We start from the raw sequence: 17,750 nt of genomic DNA on the forward strand, positions 1-17,750 counted from the left end.
TTATAAGTACAATTTTCTAATGCTCTCCGCAGTGAATGGCGTAGCCATACCACGGCTGTTCTTTTCAATGAGATACAATGCAGCGTCGTACGCGGTGTGGTATTGTTCTACCCAGCCGCAGATGCAGGCGTTCATGGCGCCGGTATCCAGTAATTGCTGCACATATCCGGTTATAAATTCAATATCAAATTCCTCTGTTATAAAAAATGCGTTCTCTCCTTTCAGCTTATGCCGGATACTGATCTCTCCTATCACAATGTTAGGGAGGGTGTATACGAACAAAGCAGGGCTGGCAATTTCCTGAACGGTTTCATAATAACGTTCGTCTGTATCCAGGCTGCTGCTGGTATTTGCCAGGATCACACCGGTATCTTCCGGCATGTATTGATCCATGGGCATGTTCTGCAGTAATACTTCCGTAGCTACCCAGCCCAGTTTACTGAGCAGGTCCATCTTGTGGAACTTCGGGTACTGGCCACTGAAACGATCGTACAGGCTGCGCAGGAATTCCGGCAGTGCCGTACCGGTTTCTTCCAGTATCACAGCACCATTTTTCACTACCGTATTGTTACGGATAATGCAACTGGAAGTGATATATGCGTTTGCGTTACTCACCGGGTGTATTTAACTTCTCCGTCAGTTCAATCAGGCGGGCCAGTCTTTTCAGTGCTTCCTCGTGATTCTTCACATAGGGATTGCTCTGGTCCCAGACGTAACCTGCCAGTACGGAACAGATCTGTTGTTTGATCACGGGATCAGGGTTCTTGCTGAAGAAAATGGTATCCAGCGTACCCTCATACCATGCCATTACGTAGGAACGGAATACATTCACGCCCTGCATGGTGGGTTCCATATAATCTTTCTCCCAATCCACTTCTTCGCCCTGTAATTTTTTGATCACCAGTTTGGCAGCCGTTTGGCTGGAAACTGTAGCCAAAGTTACGCCGGAAGAAAAGATCGGGTCCAGGAATTCTGTTACGTTGCCGGTGAGCACAAATCCATCTCCATAGAATTTATCTGTGGTGGCGGACCATGCTTCGAGCACCCTTGGTTCAAACACAAATTCCACATCCCTGAAACGCTCGCGGGTGTAGGGTTCCGCTTCCAGCATCGCGCGGAATTGCTCTTCGTTTGTACCGGGGTATTCATTGTGGAAACCATGTTCTCCCACAAAACCTACGGAGGTGATGCCGGTAGAGAATGGGATGATCCAGATCCATACCCCTTTTTTGTGCACAACAGCTGTAATACGGTTGGGCTCATCTGCCATGGAGCGGCGAACGTCCATTGTATGCGCAAATAACGCTTTGCGGGACTGGAGTACGGAAGGTTTATCCAAACCGAAGAGTTTGGGGATCACCCTGCCGTAGCCACTGCCGTCTACAATAAAACGTGCTTCTATCTGTTTTTTATTACCATGGATATCTTCTACTGTTGTTACAGAATCAGACCCATTGAATTTAATATCTGTTACAGTTGTTTCGTATTCTACGGGAACACCCATTTTTTCTACAGTGTCCGCAAGCGTTTTATCAAAATCCGCCCGTTGTACCTGCCAGGTCCAGGTCCAGCCCGGCGTATGTTGTTGTTCAAAAGTGAAGTCGCACACGGCACCGTTCTTAACGAACTTGGCACCGAACTTCTTTTGAAACCCTCTTTCGGAAATGGCATCTATGAAACCAGCTTCCGTAAGAGCATCCATACAACGTGGCAGCAGGCTTTCACCGATCACAAAGCGGGGGAATTTCAGTTTTTCCACCACTTTTACAGAATAGCCCGCCTTTTTAATAATGGATGCGGCAACAGATCCGGAAGGACCAGCGCCGATTACAAGCACATCCACTTTTTCAGTTTGCATACTATGGGATTTTGAATTTTTCTTTATGCTTTAGTACATCTCAATAAAGTATAACTCAAGCCTACTTTGTGATTTTCCATCACCACATCCAGCCCCGCGGCACGGATACAGTTATAGAAATCATCGGTATGATACATCTGGCTGTTACCATTTGCTATCGCCGTAAAGTAGAGGGAGGTTTGCTGCAGGCAGAATGCAGCAGATTTAAACTGTTGTTTATTCCAGAAAGGTTCCAGGATAAAGATGCTGCCGCCATCATTCAATGCTTCCCTGCAACGGCGCAGGATGCTGATGATCTCTGCTTCTGAGAAACAATCCAGGAACTGGCTCATCCAGATCACGTCAAAACCTTTCGCAAAGGGCAAGCTTTCGTCCAGGATATTTGTTTCGAAGAAAGAGATGCGGTCGCTCAGACCGGCTTCTGTGATGTTCTTTTTGGCTAAGCCTACCTGGCCGGGAAGGTCCATGATGGTAACATGTACATCCGGGTTGTATTTGGCGCAGGCCATAGACCATTTGCCGGTGTTACCACCAATATCCAGCAGGTTCTTAGGCTGCTGTTCAAAAACGATGGGTAATACGGAAGGGAAAGCAAGGTCTGAATAATAATGGTCAAAGTTGAACCAGCTGGTACCTGCGGGTTCCGGCATAATGGAAAGCCCTTCGTAAATGGTGTTCCATGGGCCGAGTTCTTTCAGGCCGGCAGGTCTGCCTTCTGTTAAACTATCCTGCAGGTGATACATGGCTTTGTAGCATACATCATGCGAGAAGTCCATATTAATACGGGTCAGCGTGTCGTGCAAAATGAAATACCCTGTTTTGGTAAGGGTATATTTTTTATCATTCACGATCAGCATTTCCAGGCCAAGACCTGCTTCGAGTAATACTCTCGCAGAATAACGGGAGAGTTTTATCTTTTCCAGGATCTCTTCAATTGTAACGCCCTGCTGGCCACTTTTGTCCACCACATCCAGGATACCCAGGTCGCGGAGGGCCTTGGATGCCTGGAAGGCGATTGGTGCAAATGCAAGCCATAGTGCCTGTTCTTTTGCCTGTAATGCGGTTTTCGTTTCCTTGTTAAAAAAATCCATTGCTGATCTCGCTTTTAAAAATTTACAATTTCACTTTACTAAACACCATGGCGGCATTACAACCTCCAAAACCGGAAGTGGTTTTAAGGTAGTGCTTCATGGGCTTTTGTGCTAACTGACTGCTCAACATCAAAGGCACGCTTACCCCCGAAGATTCAAATCCTGCGGTGGGGATCACTACGCCTGCCAGCATGCTGTGCATGCCGATGATGGCTTCTATCAAACCAGCCGCACCTAAGGTGTGGCCGTAATAACCTTTCAGACTGTTCACGGGTACATCCTGTAAACCGGAAAGATGGAATGCTTTCGCTTCCATCTCATCGTTATACAAAGTGGCGGTACCGTGTGCAGAAACAAAACCAATGTCCTGCGGTTGCAGGCCGCTTTGCCGGATGGCCTTTGTGATGGCGCCGGACAATTCTTCTCCTGTACGGGAAGGGCCTGAAATATGATTGGCATCATTGCTGGATGCGCCTTCGCCTAAACAAATGACTTCACCTTCCGGCAATAATGATGTATCCTTCGTTAAAACTACAGTGGCTGCGCCCTCTCCTAACGTGATCCCTTTACGGTTGGCATCAAAGGGTTTGCAGGGAGCATCGCTCACTGCCTGGAACGACTGGAAGCCGGATAATACAAACTGCGTGAGCTCATCCGCTCCGCATACTACTGCATGATCGTACTGGCCTGAACGGATCATCCTCTGGCCTATCAGCAAAGCCAGTAACCCGGAAATGCAGGCATTGCTCACTACCACGGGCCTGCTTACTGCGGAGAAGTATTCCCCTACTTTATCTGCCGTGGCATATAATTGCAGTGGCCGCAGTTTTTCTGTCTGCCCCTGTTCCATCAAAGCAATGTTGCCTTTAGTGGTGGAAACAATAAAAGCGGTGCGGCTGTTCAGGAGGCTGATCTTTGTTCCGGATAAAGCATCTGTTATGCTGCTGATGAGCAGCTGTTCGAATTTCGTATATCCCTGTTGTTTAAATTCGCCGGGGATGGCAGCTGCAAAATAACCTTCCGGCTGACGGCTGATACCGCTGTCGCCTTTCAGCAAACGATCAAAATTCGTTTTCGAATCCGCACCGAGTGGTGAAATAATATTATCTGCCGCTACAAATACGTTCATCATATCAGTCCCCACTGTTTTTTCCATTCATTAAAGAAGGAAGGTACTGTTAATTGCAGCGCTGACTCCTGTTTATCGAGGAAAACCTGTACAGAAGAACCTGTACATACGACTTCTTTAGTGGCAGCATTGTAGAGGGTATATTCAAAACGCATCTTGGCAGCTTCGCAGGGCACGTAGCGGGTTTCGATCACTACAGTATCCCCGTAACGCAGCGAGCGTTTGTAATTACATTCCACATTTACAATGGGCACGGTGTACCCATGTTCAAAAATATCGAGATAACGCAACCTGTATTTACTGCCAAAGGCTTCTCTGCCGTCTTCAAAATACCGGATATAATGGCCGTGCCATACTATTCCAAGAGGATCTGCTTCATTAAACCGGATCAGCACTTCAGCACTTTCGCTCAATACAGGTTGCATGTAAAATTTTATACTAATGATGAATTATTCCCCGTAGGAGGACTTCCACTCTTTATATTTCTTCTTTTCGATGTTATCAATGGCATTAGCAATACCGCCCAGCCATGTGTTCTCGAAACCGAAGGCGATCTTATTGAAAGGGCCTGTTACGCGGTCTGTGAACAATACTTTTTTGGCTTTCAAGTCTATCAGTGTTACGAACATGGATACTTCCTTCTTCGTTTTATTTACACCTTCCATTACAAACAGGAGGCCAATGCCGGTTTTACCACCAAAGTCAAAACCTTTCACCAGGGCAGTTACATCTTCCGGTTTCAGGGCCTGGTAGTCATCTGAGTTATCAGACAGGATCTTATCAGGATCTATCTTATCGTTACGTTTATTAACAGGGCCGATATCGGTAGACACTTCATCTCTTTTGAAAGCACCTGCGATATCGAACTTTTTACTTTCGTTCACCACTTTCTGATTAATACTTTTCAGGTTATGGTCAACGATCTGGTCTGTTTTAGCGGCGGCATCGCCGATCAGTTTTGTTTTAGTAAAATCAATCCCCAGATAGGTGATCTTTTGGGTTTTGTCAAACACATCTTTCGCTGTTTGTGCGTTTACGGCTGAAACGCTCAAAACCATTGCCAGCAGGGGCATTACTACTTGCTTCATATTCATTTGTTTTATTTATTTTGGGACACAAAAATCTTCATATCGCATTCCGCCATCAGTTTACCGTTCTGTTTCACAGTGCCCTTTATGACGGTGGCATTAAATACTTCATGTTCTATCACTATTTCAGATTCTACGGTAGTACCGGCTGCGGGTAACTCTATAACGTGTAAATTCTGGATAGCCCCTATAAACCCTAAAGGAACAGGTACATTATGTTTTTTGGCCAGATATCCTATGCGTGCGGCAGCGGTCTGCGCAATATTCTCCACTAACCCGGGTGCCATGAACAAACCATCTTCCACAAATACATTATCCGCCGCAATATCCAGTTCTGTGCGGATGTTCTTTTCGCCAGCTTCCATCAAACGGCTGATCATCACGATCGGCGGACGTTGCGGAATGTATTCTGTAATATCTCCTGTATTGATCAATGTTCGGGTTGTTATCAGGTTAAAGGAATATTAATCTTTGGACCAAAAATCGTAATAATTAAACCATTGCAACGGGTACTTTTTCACTTTCTCTTCCATCACCAGCACAAAGTCCTGAATAGCTTTTTCCACTCCGCCCTGCCTTGGACTCTGGTAAACCGCAGGTTCCGTGGCATAGAGGTGGTAGTGGTTAGTGGTTTCCTTAAATGCGAATACCAGCGATACAGGTACCCTGAAAGTACATGCTAACAGGAACGGACCAATGGGAAAGCGTGCGGGCTCTCCCAGGAAGTTCATTTCCATGGTTTTGTTCCCTCCCAGGAAACGATCTGCATGCATACATACGAGCTCCTGTTTGCTCAGCGCATCGTGGATGGCGTAAATATGCGATAAGTCGTCTTTTAAAACAATGACATTCACATTTCTTCCCCCCGTGATCCCTTCCAGGTAACTTTTGATCCGCTGGTGCTCTCCGTCGAACATCACAATATTGATACGGGTCTGCAACCGGCTGAACAAATGCCCTGCTACCTCCCAGTTCCCGAGATGGGCACTTAGCAAAATTCCTCCCTTCCCGCCGGATACAATATCATGCAAGTGAGGTTCCCCGTCAAATTCAAATGTGAAAGGGTTTGGAAGTTCTGCCATTACCACCACCTTATCCAGCAACGTTTGCCCGAAAACATAATAATTCCGGTACACACTGATGAGGGCGCGGAAGCGGTTATAGCCAATTTTACGGTGAAAATACTGAAAAATGGATCGGGAAGAGCGGTAGGAGAACAAGCAGTAGTAAAATGCAACAAATCTCAGGAGAAAATAAGCCGGCTGCACTCCTCCATAACGCAATACACCAATAAAGATCCTGTACCCCAGCTTATTTCCTTTGGACTTACCTTGCCAGGAAGGCATTATACCAGTTCTTTTTGTTTAACACGGGCTACTACGTAATCATAGAAATCCTGGAAGGTAACAATGCCCTGGAAGTCTTCGGGTTTAACTTTAAATCCAAAGTTGCTCTCAATGGCTACTACCAGGTCTATATAGTCCAGGCTGTCCAATTCCAACGTGGCCTTTAAATCAGCCTCGGGGGTGATGCTTTCGGGAGCAACTTCAAATTCCTCCACTAAAAAAGCATTCGTTTGTGTGATGATCTCGTTAATTTCCATAAATCTTGTGTTCCAGATATAGGTTGATTAGGCAATACTAGCAGCGTTCCGTTATATTCTTTTGTGGGGAAGCTTCTACAAAATTAGATAAATTCCCTTTCCCGCCCTTCTCTTTGTTAATTATTGCCATTTCCTGACAACCAAAGAGGAGTTTGTGCCCCCAAAGCCAAAAGAATTAGACAAAAATATATTAAAGTTTTTATTAATTGTATCCGTAGCGATATTTAATTTGGCGGAATCTTCGTCCGGATTCTCAAAATTGATATTGGGGGCAATGAAGTCGTTCTGCATCATTAACATAGAGTAAACGATCTCGCTGGCCCCTGCCATCCAGCACTCATGCCCTGTCATGCTTTTGGTGGAACTGATCGGTGTTCTGCAACTGCCGAATACAGCATCGAGGGCTTTGGCCTCACTGGCATCGCCTGCCGGTGTAGAAGTAGCATGGGCGTTGATATAGCCAATATCTGAAGCCATCAGCCCGGATTCCCGGAGGGCCATTTCCAGGGAACGCATAGGGCCTTCCACGCTGGGATTGGAAATATGAGCGCCATTGCTGGAGAAACCATAACCCAGCACCTCCCCCAGGATGGTGGCACCACGGCGTTTGGCTGATTCCAGGCTTTCCAGGATCACAGTGGCTGCTCCCCCGCTGGGTACTAACCCATCACGGTCACGGTCAAACGGACGGGAAGCTTTGGCCGGCTGGTCTTCTCTTACTGAGAAAGCAGCGATGGCATCAAAATTTCCCATGGCATATAAGTTCACTTCCTGTGCCCCGCCGCAGATCACGGCATCCTGCATGCCGTTGCGGATGAACATGGCGCCGAGCCCAATGGCATGGGAGCCACTGGCGCAGGCTGCGCTGACACTGAAGTTGATCCCTTTTAATTTGAAAATTGTGGCCAGGTTCATGTTCACGGTGGAATTCATGGTCTGAAACACGGAACCGGAGCCTACCAGCATGGTATCTCCTTTTGCACGCATGATATCGGTGGCTTCGATGATGGGTTTGGCAGAGCTATCGTTGCCGAAGAGGATGCCCACCTCGTTCTTATCCAGGTAATCCTGGTCCATACCAGCCTGGGCTAATGCTTCGCGGGTAGAGATATATGCATATTCCGCCTGCTCCGGCATCATCATCCTTGCCCTGCGGTCCAGCAGGCTTTTTAATTCAGGGCGGGACATATTGCCTGTGAGTCCGGAACGATATCCGAAACGCTTGCGCTCCTCGTCCAGCACAATGCCGGAACGTCCGTGGAATAAGGATTCCCGAACTTCCTCAAGGTTTTTACCAATGCAGGAGTAAATACCTGTACCTGTAATCACGACTCTGTTCATGCGTTATAGTCTTAAAAGCCGCCAAATTGCTGCGGGCCAACGTAATTTATGATATTAAGATGATCAGGAGTAGAGGCCGCCATTAATGTTCATGACCTCTCCCGTTACATATGATGCACCACGTGATGCAAAAAATGCCACTGCTTCCGCCACTTCTTCTGCCGTACCAAATCGTTGCATGGGTACCATGGCAGATAACTCTTTCTCGGGCAATCCGTCCGTCATGTCCGTTTTGATGAAACCTGGCGCAATGGCGTTCACGGTCACATTCCTTTTGGCGATCTCCTGTGCTAATGCTTTGGTAGCTCCTATCAGGCCTGCTTTTGCAGCGCTGTAGTTCACCTGGCCGGGTGTTCCTTTCAAACCAGACAGGGATACCATGTTAATGATCCTGCCGTAACGTTTGATCAGCATGCCGGTGAGCACTTGTTTGGTAACGTAGAAAAATCCGTCCAAACTGGCATCCAGCACTCCTTTCCATTGGGCATTGCTCATCTGGAACATCATGGTATCTTCCCGGATACCAGCATTGTTCACCAGTACTTCTATCTGTTTTTCCTTGTTGTTCTCTATCCAGCCGCCTAATACGGTTTGCACTTCCTCAAAATTCCCTACATCGAACTTCAGCAGTTCTCCTTCCACACCTTTCGCTTTCACGGCTGCGAGGGTTTCTTCTGCTGCTGCGGTGTTTCCTTTATAATTGATCAGGATATTATATCCCTGTTCCGCCAGTTTAATACATACTGCTCTTCCTATCCCCCTGGAACCTCCTGTTATCAAAGCAAATTTCATCTTATTATTCTTTTCGTTTAGGCTTACACGGATGTTTTATGTCTTTTCTCTGTTACCGGTTCCACGGCCACCATTGGTTCGTTGCGCATCAGGTATGCTTTGATGCGTTGTACATCTGCATAACGGGGAGCATCTTCAATAAATTTAGGGAAAATAGCCCTGATGTCCTGGTAGATCCGGGAAGAGAAAGCTCCCAGCCTGTCCTGGCAATTCAGGTAATCCACTGCCTGCAGCAGGGTCATCACCTGTACGGTGAGTACTTCGAAAGTATTTTCGATCACTTTGTAGGTCATCTGTGCTGCGTTGCATCCCATGCTCACAATATCCTGGTTATCGTTATTATTCGGGATGCTGTGTACATACATGGGGAAGCTCAGCGTCTGGTTCTCTGCAACGGTGGAAGTGGCCGTGAACTGTACACCCTGCATACCAAAGTTGAAGCCCAGTTTGCCGAGGTTCATGAACGGCGGGAACTTGTGGTTCAGCTTATCGTTCAGGAGGTAGTTCAGCTGGCGTTCGCTGAGCATAGACAGTTTGGTGATGGCAATCTTCACTTTGTCCATTTCCAGGGAAATGTAATCACCATGGAAGTTACCGCCGTGGTATACATTCTGGTGGCGATGGTCCACTACGGGGTTATCGCTCACGGAATTCAGCTCTCCTACTACCACCGTCTCTGCATGGGTGAGGGTATCGTAAATGGGGCCCAGGATCTGGGGTACACATCTCAAAGAATAATATTCCTGTACTTTATCTTTAAAGATCTCTTCTTCCAGTTCTTTATAAAGGTGATCAGGCCTGTGGCGGATCATCTTGCTGCCCTTGAGCATACCGCGCATCATTTCCGCGATCTTGTTCTGGCCTACGTGTTTCTTCACCACGTTGAGTTCATAGCTCAGGTGATCGTCAAAGGCTTCCACCACTTCATTGATCATGCTGGACAGGGCGCAGCTCCAGAGGAGGAGTTTGCGGGCCTCGATGATGTTCACCAGGCCAATACCCGTCATGGCAGAGGTTCCGTTGATGATGGCCAGGCCTTCCCGAACATGGATATCAATCGGTTTCAGACCCAGTTGTGCGTATACTTCTGCCGCGGGGCGGATCTCTTCTTCATATAATACATTGCCTTCGCCGATCAATGCATGGGCCAGGTGAGCCAGTTGCACGAGGTCGCCGGAGGCACCTACTCCCCCATGTTCGTAAATGCAGGGGTAGATATTATGATTGATGAGGTCTTTCAGCAGGTGTACCGCATCTGTATGTACGCCGGAAAAACCCTGCATGAAACTGCTCAAACGGGCAATCATGAGGCTTTTGGTGAGCACCGGGGCCAGGCATTTGCCGGCTCCGGAGCTATGGCTGCGGATCAGGTTATATTGCAGTTGATGGGTGTCGTCTTCACTGATGCGGTATTGTGCCATGGGTCCGAATCCCGTGTTAATACCGTAAATGAGTTTTTTAGAGGAGAATTTTTTAAGAAATTCAAAATTGTCATTCACATTTTGTACGGCTGCTTTATCCAAAACCAGCTCCTCTCCCTCAAACAAAACCCTATGCACCTCTTCCAAAGAAAGCACCTTACTTCCTAGTACGACCATTATTTTAGATTATATAATTTGTTTATGTAAAAAAGTGCTCAAAAATAATATAAAGATGGATCACTTAAAATATCCCTTATAAAATTTTTATAACATACGTTTTTGGATACTCACTTGGCATTCAACTAGTTCATTCTGCTGTTATAGGTTCCCGGTCTGTCGTGAAAATAGTTAGCTTTTAACATAGGTATGCCGCAGGCTGCGTTCACCTGCGAATTTAATATGTAAATGTATTAATCTTCTTCAATATTTTCAGGGGGAGTCACCAATATTTTATCAATACGGTGGGCGTCCATGTCAACAATTTCAAAAGTAAAGTGCTTCCAGGTGAGCTTTTCGCCTGTTACGGGGATATGTTCGAGGTGATGTAGTATAAAACCGGCCAGGGTATCGAATTCCTGTTCAAATTCTGCCATCAGGTCCTCCATTTCAAACTCGCTGAGGAAGTCGTAAAAGGGGATCTGGGCATCTATGAGATAACTGCCATCGTCCCGCTTCACCATATCATAATCATCTGCTCCTATTTCCGGCATATCTCCCACGATGGCTTCCAGGATGTCGTTAAGGGTGATCATTCCCAGGAATGTGCCATATTCATCCACGATAAAAGCAGCATGTACCTGGGTTTCCTTGAATTTCTCCAGTACCTGGTAAGCGGAGTTGTTATCCGGTATGAAGAGGGGCTTTTTCATTACATCTTTCAGAACGGCCAGGTTACCGGCGGCGTAGAGGTCTTTAATGGTGATGATACCTTTAATATGGTCTATTTGCTCCTCGCAAACCGGGTAAACGGAGTGGGGGGATTGCCTGATCTTTCGTTTATAACTTTCTCCTTCCTCTGAGATGTCCAGCCAGATGATGTCTGTACGGTGGGTCATGAGGGAAGTGATATTACGGTCTCCCAGGTGGAAAACCCTTTCTATGATCTCCTGCTCTGTTTCCTCAATGGCCCCGGAACTGGTTCCTTCGCTGATAATGGCCTTAATTTCTTCTTCCGTTACGTTATTATCCGAGCGGCGCTTTAAACCAAAAAGCTTTACCAGCGTAGCGGTAGAGCGGCTGAGCAACCAGATGAAAGGAAATGTGATGCGGGAAAGCAGGTACATGGGCCGGGCCAGCGCTTTGGCAATCACTTCCGGATTGGCCAGGCCGATCCTTTTGGGTAACAATTCCCCGAGTACCAATGTAAAGTAGGTAACACCGATAACGATAATGGCGGTTGCCAATGCATTGCTGTAGGGCGCCAGTAAAGGAATGGTGTTCAGGTATACCCGGATATCGTCTTCCAGGTTCTTACCGGAGTACAAACCTGTTAAGATACCTATGAGCGTAATACCAATCTGTACAGTAGACAAAAAGGTATCCGGATTATTAGACAGTTTGAGTGCAACTTTGGCCTTTTCGTCCCCTTGCTTCGCTGAGTTTTCAAGACGCGCTTTGCGCGCAGAAACCAGGGCAATCTCCGCCATGGAAAACACACCGTTGAGCAAAATAAGGACGAGGATAATGACGACTTCCATAATATAAGCCTAAAAATAAAGAATTATTCAAATATCAGTGTAATAAATGCCAAACCAATACCAACAGCAATGGCCAGCACCTTCTGGCGGCTTAGTTCATGATGTTTAGTGCCACTCTCATAAAAAATGGTGGTGGAAATATGTAAAAAGGCGCCCACAACGAGGGCTACCAGGTAAACCAGCGAATTGGTGACCACTTCAAACTCCTGCCCTAACTGTGCCGCCAGGATAGCTGATAAAGGCGTGATCAGGGAAAAAATGACCAGGATGCGCCAAAGTTTCGCTTTCCCCTGGTGTGCATGCATCATCACGGTGATGAGGGTAAGCGCTTCCGGTACCTTATGTGCCATTACACCCAGCATCAGGGAGGGCAGGGCAGACTGGTCCTCATAATGGAAACCCAGCGGGATACCTTCCATAAAAGCATGGATAGACAAACCTATCAGCAACGGGAAAATGGCCACATGATGATGGTCCGGACCCGGAAGATGCGTATGCCCATGCTCCATTCCATGGCTCAGCTGCTGCAGGAACACCTGGATGAAAAATCCGAGTACAATATAAATACCTGCGGAATGCCCCAGTTCATGGTATACTTCAGGAAGCAGGTGCATGATGGTGATGCCGAAAAGGAAAGCGCCGGTAAATGCCAGCAGATAGATGGGCAGGTTAGGATGAATCCTTTTAAATAACATGGGAATCATGCCCCCGCCAATAGTAGCGGCCAGTATAAATATCAGGTATGTTAAGTTCATGTTGTTTGTTCCAGTTCCAGTCTTATCCTTCTTTGAAAAAATCCACCACTCAATGTGCCGGCGAGTATTCCCAGTAAAGCGCCTCCCAGGATATCAAGGGGATAATGAACGCCTACATAGATCTGGGAATAACCAATAACAGCTGCCCATAAGAAGAACAACCAGGCCCATTTACCGATCTGCGACCTTAAAGTTAAGAAAGAAAACATCGCTAAGCCAAAATGGTTGGCGGCATGAGAGGAGGTGAAGCTGCCGCTTGAGGGGCAATAAACCACTAATACCCTTACATATTGTGAGATCAGCGGGTCTCTGCAGGGCCGTAACCTGTCTACCGCATCCTTAATGAACATGCTGCACTGATCGGTTAATGCAAAGGTGACGATGAAAAAGGCCATCCAGAAAAATCCGCGCCATTTATAATTATAAGTGATGAACACTGCCAGGAACAGGTACAGCGGCGCCCACAAATAAGGCTCCCGCATCCAGGGCAACAGGAAATCCAGGAATCCATTGATCCACTGACCATTGATCTTAAAGAAAAGCCGCAGGTCCCATGTAAGCAGATGCTCCATTAACTGATTGGTTTTTGAGCGATGATGATCAGCCGCGGAGATTGCTGTTCGTCAAAGATGTTGAAATGATAATCTCCGAAAATATCTGTAATAACAAGGCGCTGCCGGGCAAACATCTCTTCAAAATCCTTCTTGTGGAAAGCGCTCACGCTTTCTGTGTAGGATGCCCGCTGGAATTGTTTTTTATCGAGGATATTGATCTGCTTCAGGAACTTTCCGTTCTGTACTTCCCGCTGAATATCAAATACCACCTGTTCTTTTTCTATCACTTCATCATGTACCAGGTGGTTCTCTACATAAGTGCTGTTCAGGTAATCCAGTACAAGGCGGCCTCCCGGTCTGAGGGAATTGGCCAGTGTGCGGAGTGCATTATCATTTTCATGACGGGTTTCAAAGTAACCAAAGCTGGTAAAGAAATTGAACACTACGTTAAAATAGTTGACCCGGAAAGGCAGGCGCATATCATGCTGAAAGAAGCTGAGGTGTTCGTTCTCCAGTTTGCGTGCAATGGCAATGCTTTCTCCTGAAAGATCAATACCTGTAACGTCAAACCCTTTATCTGCGAGGTATTTGGCATGCCGGCCCCTGCCACATGCCACATCCAGCATCAGTGCGTTGGGCGCAGGATGCAGGTATTCCACCAATTTGTCTATAAACGCAGCAGCCTCCCTCTCATCGCGATTGCTATACAGCAAATGATAATAAGGAGAATTAAACCAGTCTTTGAACCATTGTTTCGCTACTTCCATTCTCAACGCTTGTAAAACAAATCTACTTCTTATTATTAAACATCAAATATCGGGTGCTTTCATAGAACCCGCGTGTTAATTTATCCAGATCGCCGGTTAGCTGCGGGTTCTGCTGCTTTACATCCTTCAATGCATCGGCCTTCAGATCGTATAGGCCGGTAGCATTTGTTTTGGTATCTATCTCATACAAATATTGCCCGTTGATCATGCCCATGCACCAGTTAAGGTTTTTGGAATACTGAATGAAAGCATACCTTTCTGCACTGCGGGTAGTATCCAGCAGGTCCATTCCCAGGGTGTAATTCTTAAATGGTATGCCGGTGAGCTTGGCCACGGTAGGATAAATATCCAGCAGGCTGCCGGCATGGCTGACCCTTTGCGGTTGCAGCAACCGGGGATTGTAAATGATGCAGGGCACATGGTCTACGTAGGTAGACATTTCGTATTCCGGGATCGGCATAAAATGGAAAGGGTCCAGTTTGGCACTGTGGTCCCCGAAGAAAACAAAGATGGTATTGTCCAGGTAACCGGAAGCTTTTGCCAGCTTCATCAGGTGGCCTATATTATAATCCAGGTAACGCAGGGCATTGAACTGATCCAGGTTCACAAAACCGGATGTTTTGAACAGCTTCATGTCTACATCCTTTGCCGTCAGTTTTTTAAAATCGCCCGCCCCTGCTGTAGTGGTATAGGGTTCATGGTTATCTGCTGTTTGAAGGAAAGCGATGAAGGGCTGCTTTTTGTCGTGCGCCTTTTTGAAGATCTCATCGGATTCCGTGATCAGGTCAAAGTCTGAAACACCCCATACGTCTGCTTTGGGAGATTTGAAATAACCTTCCTCAAAGATCTCTATCCCTTCCACATTATTGGTGAACACAGCGCGGATATTGGCCCAGTTGGTGTTTCCGCCCAGGAGGTAGTATTTTTCATATCCCGCAAACTGGTCCATTACCACCCGCTGGTCTACAATACCCGGATGCCGGGAGGCTGTTTTGGAACGTACCACATCCGGCAAACCCGTAGTGATGGCAAATACCGAGCGGGCTGTGCTCATGGCAGGTACATAGAAATTTTCGAACAACACCCCGTTATCTGCCAGTTGCTGCAGGTTGGGCGTTGCTTTCATGGGGTTGTTGAACATGCTGGTCATGGCCGCACCGCCGGATTCCATCATCACAATGATCACGTTCTGCCTGGGTTTGGAGGAATCTCCCGGCACTGTTCTTACAAAGTTGAGCTGATTGGGCACCGGTTTTTCCACTCCTAAATATTGCGCAACAAGGGGGAAGTATTTATGGGTTTCCCTGTCGTCGAAAGTATCGTTCTGTACGGTGAAATTGGAAACGAAGTATAATACAGGGTTCAGGGCAAGACTGGTAACGGCATTATCTCTCGTAAACATAGCCTGGCTCCAGCGCAAAGGGAAATATGCCAAATTGCCATAAATGCCTGCCCCGAAAAGGATCACCAGTGTTACCACATAAGCCGCATACCCCCATGGCCGTACCGGCGTACCTTCCTTTTGTGCATACCTGCGAAAGATCCTTCGGTAGCCATAACGTAACAGTACCATCACCAGGACCATTCCCAGCAGGCCCCACACAACGGGGTAACTTTCCCACAGCATCCTGGCGTTAGTGGCTTTTTCTCCATAGGCCAGGAAACGGGTAACAGAAGGGTCCAGGCGCAGCCCCAGGTAACTGTAATGCCCCAGGTCCAGCACGTAGAATATGGACAATAACAAATAAATAAGAAATAAATAGCCGAAATTGATCCTCCTGAGCAGCCCGGTGCCAAAGAGCCGGTCCTTTGCTATCACGGCTAACAGGCCAACAGGGATCATCAGGATCAGCGCCAGGCGCATATCGAACCGCAGGCCCAGATGCCAGGCCCGGGCAACAATGCCAGCATCTTTTATGGTGCTTGAAAAGAAGAAAAAGTAGAAGACCGCTCTAAATACAACCAGGTAACCAAAAAGGAACAAGGTTTGCATGAAAATATACCGGATGTATCTGGGAATGCGCGACCAAATATGAATCATTATATTCTCTTAAAAATTTATACGTAGCTGCAAATATAGTCTAATTGACATAATCTCTCCGTTGATCCTTCCCGGCAAGCCAAATTAACAGGTAGATTAAAATTCTAATCAATTATCTTTGCACTCCAAAAAAAATCAACAATTGTGGCACTGATTAAATCAATTTCGGGTATTCGTGGAACGATCGGCGGCAGGCCCGGGGAAGGACTTTCTCCCCTGGATGTTGTGAAATTCACCGCTGCTTACGGTACATGGCTGTTAAAACAGAACGCTGAAAACAAGAAAGTAGTGATCGGCAGAGATGCACGCATATCCGGAGAAATGGTCAGGAACCTGGTAGTATCCACATTGAACGGTTTAGGCATTGATGTGGTGGACCTGGACCTGAGCACTACGCCAACGGTAGAGCTTGCTGTTACCATGGAAAATGCGGCAGGCGGTATTATCCTTACTGCCAGCCATAATCCCCGGGAATGGAACGCACTGAAACTGCTCAACGCAAAAGGTGAATTCATCTCCGGCGCGGATGGCGCAGAATTGTTAGACATCGCGGCGAAAGAAGATTTTGTATTTGCGGATGTATCCAAACTGGGTACTTACCAAAGGAACGATTCTTACCTGCAGAAACATGTGGACCTGGTTGTAAATTATCCCCTGGTGGATGTTGCAGCTATCAGGGCCGCTAACTTTAAAATAGTGGTAGATGCCGTGAACTCCACCGGCGCCACTTACATCCCTGCATTACTGAAAGCACTGGGTGTGGAAGAAGTAACCGTACTCTTCGGCGAAGTGAACGGTAAGTTTTCCCATAACCCTGAGCCATTACCGGAAAACCTGACAGCACTTTCCAACGAAGTGAACAAATCCCAGGCAGACCTTGGTATTGCGGTAGACCCGGATGTAGACAGGCTTTGCTTTGTTTGCGAAGACGGCAGCATGTTCGGGGAAGAATATACCCTGGTGGCTGTGGCCGATTACGTGCTCAAACACCGGAAAGGCAACACCGTATCCAATATGAGCTCTACCCAGGCGCTGAAAGATATTACCCTGAAGAACGGTGGTGAATATCATCCTTCTGCTGTGGGCGAAGTGAATGTGGTGAACAAAATGAAAGCCGTGAATGCGGTGATCGGTGGCGAAGGGAATGGTGGTATCATTGTTCCGGACCTGCACTATGGCCGGGATGCCCTTATCGGTATCGGTTTGTTCCTGAGCCACCTGGCACAGAGCAAAAAGACCATCAAGGCGCTCCGCAACTCCTACCCGGACTATTTTATCTCCAAGAACAAGATAGAACTGGATAAAGGGATCGATGTGAAGGAGATCTTCGAGAAGATCAAAGGCAAATACAAGAACCAGCCGCTGAATACGGAAGACGGCCTGAAAATAGAGTTCGACAAGGACTGGGTGCATTTGCGCACATCCAATACTGAACCCATTATCCGCATCTACGCGGAAAGCCGGAATGAAACAACGGCGGACAATATTGCCCGCAAGATCATGCAGGATATCAAGGAATTCATATAATTCCATATAAAAAATAGGATGAACGGATGGCAGATTTGATCTGCCATCCGTTTTTCTATATGGTAATTCCGTAAATTTGTGGCGCT

General features: G+C 47.0%; 18 protein-coding genes. 1 reads left to right on the plus strand and 17 read right to left on the minus strand.

What is annotated here, in order from left to right:
- From BUR42_RS14145 to BUR42_RS14225, 17 genes are all read right to left on the minus strand, one after another.
- Window positions 1-615 (minus strand): beta-ketoacyl-[acyl-carrier-protein] synthase family protein, encoded by a 615-nt coding sequence (locus BUR42_RS14145; RefSeq protein ID WP_074239848.1) that lies wholly within the window; start codon window positions 613-615, stop codon window positions 1-3.
- Window positions 608-1,858: an NAD(P)/FAD-dependent oxidoreductase gene (locus tag BUR42_RS14150; RefSeq protein ID WP_074239849.1), complete on the minus strand. Its 1,251-nt coding sequence runs from the start codon at window positions 1,856-1,858 to the stop codon at window positions 608-610. Before BUR42_RS14150 ends, BUR42_RS14145 begins: the two co-directional genes overlap by 8 nt.
- Before the next feature lie 23 nt (window positions 1,859-1,881).
- Entirely contained in the window at window positions 1,882-2,949 is a 1,068-nt protein-coding gene (locus tag BUR42_RS14155; protein ID WP_074239850.1) for a class I SAM-dependent methyltransferase, read from the minus strand.
- Between the two features lie 22 nt (window positions 2,950-2,971).
- Window positions 2,972-4,081, minus strand: coding sequence for a beta-ketoacyl-[acyl-carrier-protein] synthase family protein (locus BUR42_RS14160; RefSeq protein WP_074239851.1), 1,110 nt, complete (start codon window positions 4,079-4,081; stop codon window positions 2,972-2,974).
- Window positions 4,078-4,503 (minus strand): acyl-CoA thioesterase, encoded by a 426-nt coding sequence (locus BUR42_RS14165; protein ID WP_074239852.1) that lies wholly within the window; start codon window positions 4,501-4,503, stop codon window positions 4,078-4,080. Before BUR42_RS14165 ends, BUR42_RS14160 begins: the two co-directional genes overlap by 4 nt.
- Window positions 4,504-4,527: 24 nt before the next feature.
- Window positions 4,528-5,166 (minus strand): hypothetical protein, encoded by a 639-nt coding sequence (locus BUR42_RS14170; RefSeq protein ID WP_143197446.1) that lies wholly within the window; start codon window positions 5,164-5,166, stop codon window positions 4,528-4,530.
- 11 nt (window positions 5,167-5,177) lie between these two features.
- The gene (locus BUR42_RS14175) at window positions 5,178-5,600 is read right to left on the minus strand and encodes a hotdog family protein (RefSeq protein WP_200798258.1); all 423 of its coding nucleotides are present in this window, start codon (window positions 5,598-5,600) and stop codon (window positions 5,178-5,180) included.
- 30 nt (window positions 5,601-5,630) lie between these two features.
- Window positions 5,631-6,512, minus strand: coding sequence for an LpxL/LpxP family acyltransferase (locus BUR42_RS14180; RefSeq protein ID WP_074239855.1), 882 nt, complete (start codon window positions 6,510-6,512; stop codon window positions 5,631-5,633).
- Window positions 6,512-6,769, minus strand: a complete 258-nt coding sequence (locus BUR42_RS14185) for an acyl carrier protein (protein WP_074239856.1) — start codon at window positions 6,767-6,769, stop codon at window positions 6,512-6,514. The genes BUR42_RS14180 and BUR42_RS14185 overlap by 1 nt, the downstream gene beginning before the upstream one ends.
- A 120-nt stretch (window positions 6,770-6,889) precedes the next feature.
- A complete protein-coding gene (locus tag BUR42_RS14190) occupies window positions 6,890-8,110 on the minus strand; it encodes a beta-ketoacyl-[acyl-carrier-protein] synthase family protein (protein ID WP_074239857.1) in 1,221 nt (406 codons plus the stop codon).
- A gap of 63 nt (window positions 8,111-8,173) precedes the next feature.
- Window positions 8,174-8,902, minus strand: a complete 729-nt coding sequence (fabG, locus tag BUR42_RS14195) for a flexirubin biosynthesis SDR family reductase FlxB (protein WP_074239858.1) — start codon at window positions 8,900-8,902, stop codon at window positions 8,174-8,176.
- 23 nt (window positions 8,903-8,925) lie between these two features.
- Complete coding sequence (locus BUR42_RS14200; RefSeq protein ID WP_074239859.1) at window positions 8,926-10,500, minus strand: flexirubin biosynthesis tyrosine ammonia-lyase FlxA; 1,575 nt, start codon at window positions 10,498-10,500, stop codon at window positions 8,926-8,928.
- 233 nt (window positions 10,501-10,733) lie between these two features.
- The gene (locus BUR42_RS14205; RefSeq protein ID WP_074239860.1) at window positions 10,734-12,020 is read right to left on the minus strand and encodes a hemolysin family protein; all 1,287 of its coding nucleotides are present in this window, start codon (window positions 12,018-12,020) and stop codon (window positions 10,734-10,736) included.
- Between the two features lie 23 nt (window positions 12,021-12,043).
- Entirely contained in the window at window positions 12,044-12,775 is a 732-nt protein-coding gene (locus BUR42_RS14210) for a ZIP family metal transporter (protein WP_074239861.1), read from the minus strand.
- A complete protein-coding gene (locus tag BUR42_RS14215; protein WP_074239862.1) occupies window positions 12,772-13,347 on the minus strand; it encodes a phosphatase PAP2 family protein in 576 nt (191 codons plus the stop codon). Before BUR42_RS14215 ends, BUR42_RS14210 begins: the two co-directional genes overlap by 4 nt.
- Complete coding sequence (locus BUR42_RS14220; protein ID WP_074239863.1) at window positions 13,347-14,096, minus strand: class I SAM-dependent methyltransferase; 750 nt, start codon at window positions 14,094-14,096, stop codon at window positions 13,347-13,349. Before BUR42_RS14220 ends, BUR42_RS14215 begins: the two co-directional genes overlap by 1 nt.
- Before the next feature lie 22 nt (window positions 14,097-14,118).
- Window positions 14,119-16,089, minus strand: a complete 1,971-nt coding sequence (locus tag BUR42_RS14225) for an LTA synthase family protein (protein WP_159442271.1) — start codon at window positions 16,087-16,089, stop codon at window positions 14,119-14,121.
- 192 nt (window positions 16,090-16,281) lie between these two features.
- Here BUR42_RS14225 and glmM point away from each other — a divergent pair, with 192 nt between their 5' ends.
- Window positions 16,282-17,664: a phosphoglucosamine mutase gene (gene glmM / locus BUR42_RS14230; RefSeq protein ID WP_074239865.1), complete on the plus strand. Its 1,383-nt coding sequence runs from the start codon at window positions 16,282-16,284 to the stop codon at window positions 17,662-17,664.
- Window positions 17,665-17,750: the final 86 nt, after the last annotated feature.

Source organism: Chitinophaga niabensis, from assembly GCF_900129465.1.
GTDB classification, from domain to species: domain Bacteria; phylum Bacteroidota; class Bacteroidia; order Chitinophagales; family Chitinophagaceae; genus Chitinophaga; species Chitinophaga niabensis.

Excerpts from the sequence above, each read along its gene's own strand:
- BUR42_RS14150 (WP_074239849.1), bottom strand. The coding sequence starts at position 1,858 with ATGCAAACTGAAAAAGTGGATGTGCTTGTAATCGGCGCTGGTCCTTCC.
- BUR42_RS14155 (WP_074239850.1), bottom strand. The coding sequence starts at position 2,949 with ATGGATTTTTTTAACAAGGAAACGAAAACCGCATTACAGGCAAAAGAA.
- BUR42_RS14160 (WP_074239851.1), bottom strand. The coding sequence starts at position 4,081 with ATGATGAACGTATTTGTAGCGGCAGATAATATTATTTCACCACTCGGT.
- BUR42_RS14165 (WP_074239852.1), bottom strand. The coding sequence starts at position 4,503 with ATGCAACCTGTATTGAGCGAAAGTGCTGAAGTGCTGATCCGGTTTAAT.
- BUR42_RS14170 (WP_143197446.1), bottom strand. The coding sequence starts at position 5,166 with ATGAAGCAAGTAGTAATGCCCCTGCTGGCAATGGTTTTGAGCGTTTCA.
- BUR42_RS14180 (WP_074239855.1), bottom strand. The coding sequence starts at position 6,512 with ATGCCTTCCTGGCAAGGTAAGTCCAAAGGAAATAAGCTGGGGTACAGG.
- BUR42_RS14185 (WP_074239856.1), bottom strand. The coding sequence starts at position 6,769 with ATGGAAATTAACGAGATCATCACACAAACGAATGCTTTTTTAGTGGAG.
- BUR42_RS14190 (WP_074239857.1), bottom strand. The coding sequence starts at position 8,110 with ATGAACAGAGTCGTGATTACAGGTACAGGTATTTACTCCTGCATTGGT.
- fabG (WP_074239858.1), bottom strand. The coding sequence starts at position 8,902 with ATGAAATTTGCTTTGATAACAGGAGGTTCCAGGGGGATAGGAAGAGCA.
- BUR42_RS14200 (WP_074239859.1), bottom strand. The coding sequence starts at position 10,500 with ATGGTCGTACTAGGAAGTAAGGTGCTTTCTTTGGAAGAGGTGCATAGG.
- BUR42_RS14205 (WP_074239860.1), bottom strand. The coding sequence starts at position 12,020 with ATGGAAGTCGTCATTATCCTCGTCCTTATTTTGCTCAACGGTGTGTTT.
- BUR42_RS14210 (WP_074239861.1), bottom strand. The coding sequence starts at position 12,775 with ATGAACTTAACATACCTGATATTTATACTGGCCGCTACTATTGGCGGG.
- BUR42_RS14215 (WP_074239862.1), bottom strand. The coding sequence starts at position 13,347 with ATGGAGCATCTGCTTACATGGGACCTGCGGCTTTTCTTTAAGATCAAT.
- BUR42_RS14220 (WP_074239863.1), bottom strand. The coding sequence starts at position 14,096 with ATGGAAGTAGCGAAACAATGGTTCAAAGACTGGTTTAATTCTCCTTAT.
- BUR42_RS14225 (WP_159442271.1), bottom strand. The coding sequence starts at position 16,089 with ATGCAAACCTTGTTCCTTTTTGGTTACCTGGTTGTATTTAGAGCGGTC.